The sequence below is a fragment of the Halomonas sp. 3H genome (genome assembly GCF_024206005.1).
Lineage (GTDB): Bacteria > Pseudomonadota > Gammaproteobacteria > Pseudomonadales > Halomonadaceae > Halomonas > Halomonas campaniensis.
In genome coordinates this window covers 2343306-2355491 of sequence record NZ_CP100360.1, presented here as the reverse complement: position 1 = coordinate 2355491, position 12186 = coordinate 2343306, and the positions used below count along the sequence as shown (strand labels likewise).

Below are 12186 nucleotides of genomic sequence, written 5' to 3'. Positions count from 1 at the left end.
CCATCCAGTCCACCGACAACCAACAACAGCCACTGGAGATTCACGCCATGATGCTTATCCGGCGCAGCACGCTCACCCTGGCCGGTGTGGCCAGCCTGACCCTGGGCGTCGCCCTCGCGGCCCAGGCCCAGTCACCCGACCTCTCCGACCCGCCCGCCATCGACGGCGAGGTGGTCGGCGACCACGGCAGCCATACCCTCCGCATGGGTATCGGCCTGGCCGAGACCTCCCCCCAGTACCTCTCCAGCCAGTACTTCGGCGAGATCCTCAGCCAGCGCACCGAGGGCCGCATCACCGTCAACATCTTCCCCAACAGCCAGCTGGGTGACGACGTGCAGATGATGGAGATGCTGCAGACCGGCACCCTGGACCTGAGCTACCCCTCGAGCTCGCCGGCGGTGACCTATGTCCCGGAGCTGGCGGCCTTCGACCTGCCCTTCCTGCTGCCCACCCGCGAGGCCGCCGTCGCGGTGATGCAGAGCGACGTGGCCCAGTCCATGCTGGATGCCTTCGACGGCACCGGCATCAAGGCGCTGACCTTCTCCGAGAACGGCTATCGCCAGCTCTCCAACAGCGCTCGCCCGGTGACCTCCCCGGAGGACGTGGCCGGCCTGGACGTGCGTGGCCTGACCGTGCGCACCATGGAGAACCCGGTGCACCTGGCGATCTGGCAGACGCTGGGCGCCAACCCCACGCCGATGGCCTTCGGCGAGCTGTTCTCGGCCATGGAGCAGGGCGTGGTCGACGGCCAGGAGAACCCCTGGAGCACCATCCTCACTTCCAACTTCCACGAGGTGCAGGACTACGGCTCCGAGACCCGCCACGTCTACACGCCGTTCATCATGATGATGTCCGAGCGCACCTGGGACCGCCTGGCGCCCGAGTACCAGGCACTGGTCCAGGAGGCCGCCCGCCAGTCCGCCGAGTACGAGATCCAGCTGGCCACCGAGTATGACGACTGGTCCCGCGAGCAGCTCGAGGAGCGCGGCATGCAGATCACCCGTCTCGATGACGAGCAGATCGCCGCCTTCCAGGAGGCCGTGCAGCCGGTCTACGAGGAGTGGGCCCCGCGCATCGGCGAGGAGCTGATCAATGACATCCAGGCGATCGTCGAGTCGGTGATGAACGACTGATCCGCGTCGACCTTCCCGGCCCGCCGTCCGGCGGGCCGGGAGCGAACTGACCGGCCGGGATCCCAGGCCTGACGCCTGTCCCGGCCCCCCGGAGTAGCCCCATGCCTTCCCCTTCCTCATCGGCACCGCGCCCCCACGAGGCACGCGATATCCAGGCGGCCATCGACGAGGCGGGTGCCTACCTCGACGACCCCAACCGGGCGCCGCTGGAGATCGACACCGAGACCCGCCGCGGGCCGGCGCTGTTCCGCTGGGTGACCCTGGCGATGGAGCAGCTGATCGCCGCCCTGCTGGTGGCGCTGATCGTGGCGGTCTCGGCCAACGTGGTCGGCCGTTCGCTGCTCAACCACTCGCTGCCCTGGGCCGACGAGCTGGCGCGCATGCTGTTCATCTGGCTGATCTTCATCGGGGCCGCGGCGGCCTTCGCCCGCTACGAGCACATCGCCGTCGACTTCCTGGTGCGCCGCCTGCGGCCCCGCGCCGCCCACACGCTCTACCTGCTGCAGCACCTGATCATCGCCGGCCTGATGGGCGTGGTGCTGTGGGGCGGCTACGTGGTGATGTCCCGCTCCACCGGCCGCACGGCCCTGCTGGGCGTGCCGTGGAACCTGATCAACCTCTCGCTGGTGCTCTGCGCCGCCTTCATCCTGGCCGTGGCGCTGTGGCGCGCCTGGCAGAGCCTGGCCCAGATCCGCCACCCGGCCTCGCCGGACCACCAAGGAGGTCGCTAGACCATGCTGTGGATCTTCCTGGGCATCCTGTTTGCCTCGCTGGCGCTCGGCCTGCCGATCGCCTTCGGCCTGGGCGTGGCCGCCGTGGTCATGGCCGTGCTCTCCGATATCCCGCTGTCGATCCTCATCGAGCAGTCGATCCGCGGCGTCAACAGCTTCCCGCTGCTGGCCATCCCGTTCTTCATCCTGGTGGGGGAGGTGATGAGCCACGGCGGTATCGCCCGCCGGCTGATGGACCTGGCCGGGGCCCTGGTGGGCTTCGTGCGCGGCGGCCTCGGCCAGGTGGCGATCACCGGCTCGATGTTCTTCGGCGGCATCAGTGGCTCCGCGGTGGCCGATACCGCGGCCACCGGCGCGATGATGATCCCCTCCATGAAGCAGCAGGGCTACACGGCGGCCAACGCCACCGCCATCAACACCGTCTCCTCGGTGATCGGCATCATCATCCCGCCGTCGATCCCGCTGATCCTGTTCGGCATCGTCACCGAGACCTCGATCAGTCGCCTGTTCATCGCCGGCATCGTCCCGGGGCTGCTGATCGGTGCCGGCCTGATGGTCACCACCTTCATCATCGCCACCGTCCAGCACGCCGGGCAGACCCGGAAATTTCGCCTCGATGTGCTCTGGCAGGCCTTCAAGGCCGCCTGGCTGGCCCTGGTGCTGCCGGTGATCGTCATCGGCGGGATCATCGGCGGGGTGTTCACCGCCACCGAGGCGGCCGTGGCCGCGCTGCTCTACTCGCTGTTCATCTCGCTGGTGGTCTATCGCGAGTTCCCGCTGCGGGCGCTGTGGGGGATGCTGATCCGCACCGCCCGACTGACCGGCATGGTGCTGCTGCTGCTGGCCTTCGCCACGGTGATCGCCTGGTTCCTGACCATCAACATGGTGCCCCAGACCCTGGTGCGCCAGGTGCAGGCAATCACCCAGGAACCCTTCCTGCTGCTGCTGATCGTCGCCGGCCTGCTGCTGCTGGTGGGCTTCGTGATGGACCTGACCCCGGCCATGGTGATCATGGCGCCGATGCTCACGCCGATCGTCACCTCGGTGGGGGTCGACCCGGTCTACTTCGGCGTGCTGATGGCGTTCATTCTCGGCATCGGCCTGCTGACGCCGCCGGTGGGCACCTGCCTGTACGTGGGCTGCGGCGTGGGCAAGGTCTCCATGGAGGCGCTGGTCCGGGCGATGCTGCCCTACTACGCGACGCTGCTGGTGGTGCTGGTGATCCTGATCGCCTTCCCGGGCATCGTCACCTGGCTGCCCGATCTGGCCGCCGTGCGCGGCAACTGAACAAGGGGCGGGATGTGACGACGGCACAGCGTATCCTGGTGATGGGAGTGTCCGGCTCGGGCAAGTCCCATGTCGGCCGCCTGCTGGCGGCGCGGCTGGGGGCCGACTACATCGATGGCGACGACCACCATTCGGCGTCCAGCATCGACAAGATGGCTCGCGGTATCCCCCTCACCGATGACGACCGACAGGGCTGGCTCGAGACCCTGGCGGGCTGCTTTGCCGACTATCGCCGGCGTCAAGCCTCGGTGGTCATCGGCTGCTCGGCGCTCAAGCGTCGCTACCGGGACATCCTGCGCCAGGGTGACCCGGGGCTGGCCATCCTCTTCCTGAGCGGCAGTCGCGAGCAGCTGCGCGAGCGGCTGGCGAGTCGGGAAGGGCACTTCTTCAAGGGTGACACCATGCTCGACAGCCAGCTCGCGACCCTGGAGCCCCCCGCTGCCGACGAGGCGCTGACGCTGGATGTCGGCCACTCGCCGGAGGCGCTGGTCGAGGCCTTCCTCCGTTGGCGAACGACCGGGCGTGAGGCATGATGCCCGGTCCGTTCACGCCCCCCTCGACACCAGCCAGGGACTGCGCTGCTCCGTGAAGAAACGACGCCCCACGCTCCAGGACATCGCCGACCGGGTCGGCGCCACCAAGATGACCGTCAGCCGCTGCCTGCGGGATCCTGCGACGGTCTCAGAGGCGCTGCGGGAGCGCATCTTCGCGGCGGCGGAGCAGGTCGGCTACATTCCCAACCGCGCGCCGGACCTGCTCTCCCGCTCCACCAGCCACTCCATCGGGGTGCTGGTCCCCTCGCTGACCAACCAGGTGTTCGCCGATGTGCTGGTCGGCATCGAGGCGATGACCGAGCCGGCCGGCTACCATCTGATGCTCTCCCACTACGGCTACAGCCGGGAACGCGAGGAGGGCAGCCTGGCCTCGCTGCTCTCCTACAACGTCGACGGAGTGATCCTCTCCGACAGCCACCACACCACGCGCAGCCGCCGCATGTTGGAGACCGCCGGCATTCCCACCGTGCAGATCATGGACTCGCTCACGCCTCCGCTGCATCAGGCGGTGGGGTACGACAACGTGGCCGCGGCCCGCGAGATGACCGAGACGATGATCCGCCGCGGCCGGCGCCGGATCCTCTACCTGGCGGTGCGCCTCGACGAACGGACCCGGCAGCGCGAGCAGGGCTTTCGCCAGGCCATGGAGGCGCACGGACTGACCCCGCTGACCCTCCAGCGCACCCAGCGCTCCTCCTACAGCGTGGGGGCGGCACTGATGGCGGAGATCCTCACCGACTACCCCGAGTGCGATGGTATCTTCTGCACCAACGACGACGTGGCCGTGGGCGCCTACTTCGAGTGCCTGCGCCGCGGCGTGGCCGTGCCCGAGGAGATCGCCATCGCCGGCTTCCATGGCCACGATGTCGGCCAGGTGATGGCGCCGCGGCTGGCCAGCGTGCTCACCCCGCGGGAAGCGATCGGCCGGCGGGCCGCCGCCGAACTGCTGTCGCGCATCCGCGGCGAGGCGCCCGGCGAGCGACGGATCGACCTCGGCTATCGCATCGAGGTCGGCGGGACGCTCTGACCCCCTATGGGCCAGGTAGGCGCAGCCAATTAGCATCGGGCGCCTGACGCGGTACCCTATAGGCTGGGTCAAAGGCGGGAACCCCTCCCGCCGCCACGCTCCCGTCCCGCCGGGGAGTCCGTACAAGGAGTGCCGAGTGTCGCTGTTTCGTCGAGTCGCCTGCCTGTCCATCCTGCTGGTCTCTCTGCTGCTGGTCTCTCTGCTGCCGGTCTCTCTGCTGCCGGTTTCTCCGGTGCTGGCCGAGGAGGGTCGCCGGCTGCAACTGGTCGCCACCACCGGCATGGTGGCCGATGTGCTGCGCGAGGTGGGGGGAGATCACGTCGAGGTGCGCGGCCTGATGGGGCCGGGGGTCGACCCCCACCTCTATCGCCAGACCCGCGGCGACATCACCGCCATGACCCGCGCCGACGCCGTGTTCTGGAACGGCCTCTACCTGGAGGTGCAGCTTGAATCCTTCCTCGCGCGCCTGGCCGAGCGCAGCCCGGTGATCGCGGTGGGGGAGGCGGTGCCCCGCGAGGCGCGCCTGGCAGACGAGGAGTATCCCGACCAGCCCGACCCCCACGTGTGGATGGACCCGAGCCGCTGGCGCTTCGCCGTGGAGGCCATCCGCGACGCGCTGAGCGAGCTGGCCCCCGAGCACGCCGAGGCCTTCGCGGCTCGCACCGATGCCTACCTGGAGGAGCTCGAGGCGCTCGATGCCTACGCCCGCGAGGTGCTCGAGAGCGTGCCGGCGGCGTCCCGGGTGCTGGTCACCGCCCATGACGCCTTCGGCTACTTCGGGGACGCCTACGGCTTCGAGGTGCTGGGCATCCAGGGCTTCTCCACCGAGAGCGAGGCCGGCCTGGCGCGCATCGAGTCGCTGGTGGAGCTGCTGGTGGAGCGGGAGATCGCGGCCCTGTTCATCGAGACCTCGGTCTCCGACCGCAACGTGCGGGCGCTGGTCGAGGGTGCCGAGGCGAGGGGGCACGAGGTGCGCATCGGCGGCGAGCTGTTCTCCGACGCCATGGGCCCGGCCGACAGCTACGAGGGCACCTGGCTGGGCATGCTCGACCACAACGTCACCCTGATCGCCCGCGCCCTGGGCGGGGAGGCCCCCGTGGGCGGCCGGCTCGGTCGCCTCACCCGTCTCGAGGAGCAGCCCTGATGCCCGATCCGCGCCTCGCCAGGGAGGTCATCGCCAGCCCGCTTGCCATCCAGGGGCTGACCGTCAGCTACGACCACCGCCCGGTGGTGCACTCCGTGGACTTCGTGGTGCCGCCCGGCAGCATGACCGCCATCGTCGGCCCCAACGGGGCGGGCAAGTCGAGCCTGCTCAAGGCGGCACTGGGCATCACCCGCCGGCTCACCGGCGAGGTGCGCGTCTTCGGCCGGCCGATCGAACAGATGTCGCGGCACGTGGCCTTCGTGCCCCAGCGCAACAGCGTCGACTGGGACTTTCCCGCCCGGGTCATCGACGTGGTGGCCATGGGGCTCTTCCGCGACCTGCGCTGGTGGCAGTTCAGCGGGCGGGACCACCGGCGCCGGGCCATGGAGAGCCTGGGGCGGGTCGGCATGGAGGCCTTCGCCGACCGCCAGATCGGCCAGCTCTCCGGCGGCCAGCAGCAGCGGGTGTTCCTGGCCCGGGCGCTGGTCCAGGAGGCCGACCTGACCATCCTCGACGAGCCCTTCGCCGGGGTGGATGCGGCCACCGAGACCGCCATCGTCGAGGTGCTCAAGTCGTTGCGCGACGAGGGACGCACGCTGCTCTGCGTGCACCATGACCTTTCCACCGTGCGCGACTACTTCGACCACGTGCTGCTGCTCAACGTCCGGCGCATCGCCGCGGGCCCGGTGGCGGAGGTGTTCGTCGAGCGCCACCTGCAGGCGACCTACGGCGGTCGCCTGAGCCCGGTGCAGCTGGCGCGGCTGGTCGGCCCCGCCGCCGCCGAGTCCGGGGGGCGCTGATGGAGACCTGGTGGCATGCGCTGACCTTCAGCCTCGGCTACAACACCAGCGTGGTGACCCTCGGGTCGATGCTGCTGGCCGCCGCCGCCGGCATGGTCGGCACCTTCGTGCTGCTGCGCAAGCGGGCACTGGTCAGCGATGCCATCAGCCACTCGACCCTGCCCGGCCTGGCGCTGGCCTTCATCCTCGTGGGCCTGGTCACCGGGGACGGCCGCCTGCTGCCGGCGCTGCTGCTCGGGGCCGCCGCCAGCGCGGCGCTGGGCCTCTGGGCGGTGCAGGCAATCAGCGCCCGTACCCGGCTCGGCGAGGACGCCGCCATCGGCGCGGTGCTCTCCACCTTCTTCGCCTTCGGCGTGGTGCTGATCACCGTCATCCAGTCCATGCGGGTGACCGGCCAGTCGGGCCTGACCGGCTACCTGGTCGGGGCCACGGCCGGGATGCTGGCCTCGGAGGCCCAGCTGATCGCGGCCTGTGCCCTGGGGCTGCTGGCGGCGGTGCTGGTGATGCGCCGCGACTTCCTGATGGTCTGCTTCGACGCCGACTTCGCCCGCACCCAGGGGGTGAACACCTGGCGGGTCGACCTGCTGCTGCTGCTGCTGCTGATGGCCGTGGTGGTGGTGGGGATGAAGGTCACCGGGCTGATCCTGATCGTGGCCCTGACGATCATCCCGCCGGTGGCGGCCCGCTTCTGGACCGACCAGCCGATGGCCATGGTCGCCCTGGCGGCGCTGCTCGGGACGCTGGCGGGCTATCTCGGGGTGACCCTCTCCAGCGTCAGCGAGGGGCTGCCCACCGGGCCGCTGATCGTGCTCTGCGCCTTTGCGCTGTTCCTGGCCTCCTTCCTGTTCTCGCCGCGCCGTGGCGTGCTGGCCTCGCTGCTCGCCTACCGGCGTTTCCGGCAGCGCGTCCACCTGCGCCAGGGGCTGCTGGCCCTGGGGCGCGACGAACCGATCTTCGACGGCCTGACGCTGTCGCTGCTGCGCCGCCGCGGCTACATCCGCCGCGACGGGGTGGCCACGCCGCCGGGCCAGGCCGCGGCGCGCGACGCCGAGCACGAGGAGCGGCTCTGGGCGCTCTACCGCGAACGCTACCCCGACGACGCCCTGCATCGCGAGCACGCCGGGCTCACGCCCATTGCCCAGGTGCTCTCGGCGGACGCGATCATGGCACTGGAGGCGCAGCTGATGGGCCGCCGGGAGATGCATCCATGAGCGATTTCATGATGTTCAGCCTGGTGCCCCTGACCGTGGCGGTGATCATCTCGATGACCTGTGCGCTGCTCGGCAACTTCCTGGTGCTGCGCCGCCAGAGCCTGATCGGCGACGCCATCAGCCACGTGGCGTTGCCCGGCATCGTGGTCAGCTTCGTGCTCACCGGCACGCTCGCCTCCACGGCGATGATGCTCGGCGCCGGGGTCTCGGCACTGGTCACGGTGGTGATGATCGAGCTGATCCGCCGCCTCGGGCGAGTGGAGGCCAGCGCCGCCATGGGCGTGGTGTTCACCAGCCTGTTCGCCCTGGGGGTGCTGCTGCTGGAGTGGCACGGCGCCAGCGGGGTGCACCTGGACGTGGAGCATGCCCTCTACGGCAACCTGGAGAGCCTGATCTGGTTCGACGGCACCGGGCCCGCGGCCCTGGTCGACCCGGTGGCCCTGGCCGACCTGCCGCCCCAGCTGGGGCGCGCCGCCTGGGTGGGCCTGCTGGTGGTGGCCTTCCTGGTGGTCTTCCGCCGTCATCTGGTGGTCGGCAGCTTCGATCCCGACTTCGCCGCCAGCGTGAGGGCGCATCCGGCCCTGGTCGATCTGCTGCTGGTGACCCTGGTCGCCATCGCCGCCATCGCTGCCTTCGAGGCGGTGGGCTCGATCATCGTCATCGCCATGTTCATCTGCCCCGCCGCCGCGGCACGGCTGATGACCAACCGGCTCGGCCGACAGATCGCCTGGAGCCAGCTCTTCGCGGTGGTCTCGGCGGTGCTGGGTTACCTGCTGGCCGGCCATGGGCTCGGCTGGCTCGGCTTCGGCTTCGATGTCTCGGTGAGTGCCGCCGGGATGATCGCCACCGTGGCGGGCCTGATCCTGCTCGCGGCCTGCCTGGCCGGCCCCCGGCGTCAGCGCACCGGCGCCGCCACCACAGGCTCCTAACCACGGGCTCCTAGAGGAACGCGCCGCCCACCACCGCCAGGCTCGCTCCCGCCAGGAGGAAGCCGAACAGCGCCAGCAGCCCATCTCGCGCCATCAGCCCCAGCCCGAACAGCGTCAGTGTCAGTCCGGCGACGTTGGCGGAGAAGGGCACCAGCTCCATGGGCGGCATGCTCGTCGCCACCAGCAGGCAGGCCAGGGCGCTGGCCTGGGTCCCTCGTCGTCCGGTCAGGAAGACCAGCCGCTGATGGAGCAGGCGGTCCACCCCCCTGGCCGGGCGATGCAGGTAGCCGAGCCCCTTGTGGAGTGCCGTGCGCGAGACCCAGCGACGGCGCAGCCAGCCCGGAAGCCAGAAGGTACGGCGCCCCATCAGCAGCTGGAGGCTCACCAGCAGCGTGAAGCAGGCCATCAGTGACGGGGCACCGGGAATATCACCGATCACCGGCATCAGGGTGACCACGCCGGCCAGCAGCAGCAGCGGGCCGAAGGAGCGCCGGCCGATCGCCTCCAGGATCGCCTCGAAGGTTACCTTGTCCGATGGCGACTCGATCGCCTCGAGGGCCGCCAGCAGTGTCTCGAGGCCGCTTGGGCCGTGGGGGGCGCGTCCCTGCGGGGTGGCTGACATCCGGGCTCCTGGTCAGGGGTGAAGGCGGTGAGAGTGGGTACTAGGAAGGGGCGGCGGCCCGTCCCGTGCGGCAGTCACGGGCGTTGCATCCCGCCATGAGGTGTACTTGGATAGGAGTCGACACCGACATGCTGCCGATGGCGGCATGCCGGGGCAACCCCTTTCCCCCCATGGCCCGGCTGCGCGGGGCCCCTTCGATGGCTGCCCAGAGACATGAAGACACTCGCCGCATGGATCCTGCTGGCACTGGCACTGGCCTCCCCCCTGAGCCTCGCGCAGATCGAGGAGGACGACGGGCGGTTCTGGTTTTCCACGGATGAACTGAACGCCGGGCTCGGTCAGGCTCCCGACGAGGTCCGGCGGGTGACGCCGCGAGAGGCAGTACGCAGCTTCATGGCCCTGACGGAGGAGGGCGAGTTCGCGAAGGCGGCGCACCTGCTCAACCTCTCGGACCTGACCCCCGAGGAGCAGGCCGACCGGGGAGGCGAGCTGGCCAGGCAGCTGAGCGAGGTGCTTCGGCGTGGCGAGTGGCTCAACGTCTCCAAGCTGCCTGCACGACGGGATGCGCTGGTCGAGGATGCCACCGGACAGCACCCTCGGGCGGGCCAGCCGCGGCGCAATCTCCCCCTGGTGTCCCTGGACGCCAAGGGGGAGACCTACGACATCCGGCTGGGTCGCTACCGGGTAGGGGAAGACGAGGCGGTCTGGCTGATCACCCCGGAATCCATCTCGGCGGTGGGCCTGCTCTACGAGGAGTACGGTCCCTCCTGGCTGGAGCAGCATATCCCGGATCGCTTCAACACGACCTACGGCATGCTCAAGCTCTGGGAGTGGGTCGCCATCCCGCTCTTCCTGGTGGTGATCGGGCTGCTGGGCTGGGGCGTCTTCGTCATGGTGGGCGTGGTGTCGCGCTGGCTGCCGGGAGGCATGCCCCGCAGCTTCACCGCCAACGTCCGGGTCCCGCTGGCCTTCATCGCCATGTCGCTGATGGCCCAGACCCTGCTGGACTATGTGGTCTCCTTCTCGGGGGCGGCCACGGCCAGCTTCCGTGTGCTGCTGATCGTCATCCTGGCCTGGGGCCTGGGGCTGGTGGCCCTGCGCCTGGTGGACACCTTCCTGCTGCGGATGACCCGGCGCCTGGTGGGCGAGATCGACGACTCCAAGCACCGCGACGAGCGCAAGCTGCTCACTTCGCTGTATGCCCTGCGGCGCGGCATCATCCTGGTGACGGTGATCGCCGTGACGGTCTATATCCTGGCCCAGATCGAGCTCTTCGGGACCCTGGGTCTGTCGCTGCTGGCCTCGGCCAGTGTCCTGACGGTGCTGGTGGGCATCGCCGGCCAGGCGGTCCTGGGCAATATCCTCTCCTCCTTCCAGGTGTCGCTGGCCAAGCCCGTGCGGATCGGCGATCTCGTGGTGTTCGAGGACGAGTGGTGCTACGTGGAGGGCATCTTCTATACCTTCATCCGGTTGCGCACCTGGGACGAGCGCCGTGTGATCGTGCCGGTCAAGTACTTCGTCTCCCAGCCCTTCCAGAACCTCTCGGCCAAGGAGGCCAAGCAGTACCGCAGGCTGGTGCTCCACCTGCACCTGAGCGCCGACATCGGCTGCCTGCGAGAGCGGTTCCAGGCCTTCGCCCGGGAAGACGCGGGAGTCATCGAGCATGACCAGCTGGCCTGTTTCGTGACCGGCCAGACCGAGACCTCCCTGGAGGTCTCCTTCTACCTGATGGGCTCGGAACCCTTCTGCGCCTGGGAGGCGGAGGCCCGTGTCCGCGAGAAGCTGGTCGCCTACATCCGCGACCACCACCCGGAGTGGTGGCCCAGGGAGGTGGTGGTCCTCAGCCACCACGACGTGGCCAGGGGCGCGGGACCCGACGCCCGCACCGTGACCCGCCCGGCCAGGGTGGAAGACAACACCGACAGGGAGCCATGAGCCCGGCACGACCCGGGGCGGACCGCCCGCCTCCCCGGATGTCGGCGGCTATCGCTTTCCGCGGGCATGACGGACGCCTTGACAGCGCCCGGTCGCGTCCTATCTTGAGAGTAGACCGGTCGGTCTAATGGAGGGCGAATGACGACGACCACGCGGGATCGCCTGCTCGAGGCGGGGCTTACCCTGCTGCTGCGGCACGGCTACCACGACCTGGGCATCCAGGCACTGCTCAAGCAGACCCACACCCCGAAGGGGTCCTTCTATCACTCCTTCACCAGCAAGGAGGACTTCGCCCTGCAGGTCATCGACCGCTACATGGAGGAGGTGCATCGGGGGCTCGATGCCTCGCTGGGGGACCTGTCGCTGACCCCGCTGGAGCGGGCGCGCCGCTTCTTCGAGCTGACCCGGGAGAAGTACCGCCAGGATGGCTATCTGGGCTGCATGCTGGGCGGCCTGGGGCAGGAGCTCTCCGGCGTGAGTGACACCTTCGCGGCCAGGATCGAGTCCTGCTTCGGCGAGGTGACCCGTCGGCTCGCCGCCTGCCTTGAGGAGGCGCAGCAGCAGGGCGAACTGCCCCGCGAGGCCGATCCCCGGGCACTGGCCAACCTGCTGCTCAACTGCTGGGAAGGCGCTGCCCTACGCAGCCGCCTGTCACGGGATCCGGCACCCCTCGATCGGATGCTGGACTTCTACTTCTCGGCGGCGACCCGCGCTTCGTGACGAAGCGACCCCGGGTTGCCAGGGAGCTGGCCGCACTGAGGCGGCCTGTGGAGCGAGAGTGCCCCGGCGTGGCCGGTGCCGTGATCGCTCACG

12 protein-coding genes are annotated in these 12186 nt (G+C 69.7%); 11 read left to right on the top strand and 1 reads right to left on the bottom strand.

Annotated features, from left to right (window positions below; translation table 11 throughout):
* Nucleotides 1-47: 47 nt before the first annotated feature.
* The 9 genes from NFC98_RS10955 to NFC98_RS10915 all read left to right on the top strand — a co-directional run bounded on the left by NFC98_RS10955 (nt 48) and on the right by NFC98_RS10915 (nt 8816).
* A complete protein-coding gene (locus NFC98_RS10955) occupies nt 48-1133 on the top strand; it encodes a TRAP transporter substrate-binding protein (RefSeq protein WP_254275020.1) in 1086 nt (361 codons plus the stop codon).
* 101 nt (nt 1134-1234) lie between these two features.
* A complete protein-coding gene (locus NFC98_RS10950) occupies nt 1235-1864 on the top strand; it encodes a TRAP transporter small permease (RefSeq protein WP_254275019.1) in 630 nt (209 codons plus the stop codon).
* A gap of 3 nt (nt 1865-1867) precedes the next feature.
* Nucleotides 1868-3151 carry a TRAP transporter large permease gene (locus tag NFC98_RS10945; protein ID WP_254275018.1) on the top strand — a complete coding sequence of 428 codons (1284 nt, stop codon included), beginning with the start codon at nt 1868-1870 and terminating at the stop codon, nt 3149-3151.
* Between the two features lie 41 nt (nt 3152-3192).
* On the top strand, nt 3193-3684 hold the full coding sequence (locus NFC98_RS10940) for a gluconokinase (RefSeq protein WP_254277827.1): 492 nt from the start codon (nt 3193-3195) through the stop codon (nt 3682-3684).
* Nucleotides 3685-3736: 52 nt separating this feature from the next.
* A complete protein-coding gene (gntR, locus tag NFC98_RS10935; protein ID WP_254275017.1) occupies nt 3737-4732 on the top strand; it encodes a gluconate operon transcriptional repressor GntR in 996 nt (331 codons plus the stop codon).
* Between the two features lie 136 nt (nt 4733-4868).
* Entirely contained in the window at nt 4869-5876 is a 1008-nt protein-coding gene (locus tag NFC98_RS10930) for a metal ABC transporter solute-binding protein, Zn/Mn family (protein ID WP_254275016.1), read from the top strand.
* Nucleotides 5876-6676: a metal ABC transporter ATP-binding protein gene (locus tag NFC98_RS10925; RefSeq protein WP_254275015.1), complete on the top strand. Its 801-nt coding sequence runs from the start codon at nt 5876-5878 to the stop codon at nt 6674-6676. Before NFC98_RS10930 ends, NFC98_RS10925 begins: the two co-directional genes overlap by 1 nt.
* On the top strand, nt 6676-7887 hold the full coding sequence (locus tag NFC98_RS10920; protein ID WP_254275014.1) for a metal ABC transporter permease: 1212 nt from the start codon (nt 6676-6678) through the stop codon (nt 7885-7887). The genes NFC98_RS10925 and NFC98_RS10920 overlap by 1 nt, the downstream gene beginning before the upstream one ends.
* Nucleotides 7884-8816 carry a metal ABC transporter permease gene (locus NFC98_RS10915; RefSeq protein WP_254275013.1) on the top strand — a complete coding sequence of 311 codons (933 nt, stop codon included), beginning with the start codon at nt 7884-7886 and terminating at the stop codon, nt 8814-8816. The genes NFC98_RS10920 and NFC98_RS10915 overlap by 4 nt, the downstream gene beginning before the upstream one ends.
* A 10-nt stretch (nt 8817-8826) precedes the next feature.
* Here the strand turns inward: NFC98_RS10915 and NFC98_RS10910 are convergent, their stop codons facing one another.
* Nucleotides 8827-9438: an exopolysaccharide biosynthesis protein gene (locus tag NFC98_RS10910; protein ID WP_254275012.1), complete on the bottom strand. Its 612-nt coding sequence runs from the start codon at nt 9436-9438 to the stop codon at nt 8827-8829.
* A gap of 213 nt (nt 9439-9651) precedes the next feature.
* Between NFC98_RS10910 and NFC98_RS10905 the strand changes: the two genes are divergently transcribed.
* Together NFC98_RS10905 and NFC98_RS10900 are read left to right on the top strand one after the other, a co-directional pair.
* Nucleotides 9652-11373, top strand: coding sequence for a mechanosensitive ion channel family protein (locus NFC98_RS10905; RefSeq protein WP_254275011.1), 1722 nt, complete (start codon nt 9652-9654; stop codon nt 11371-11373).
* Nucleotides 11374-11511: 138 nt separating this feature from the next.
* Entirely contained in the window at nt 11512-12093 is a 582-nt protein-coding gene (locus NFC98_RS10900) for a TetR/AcrR family transcriptional regulator (protein ID WP_254275010.1), read from the top strand.
* Nucleotides 12094-12186: the final 93 nt, after the last annotated feature.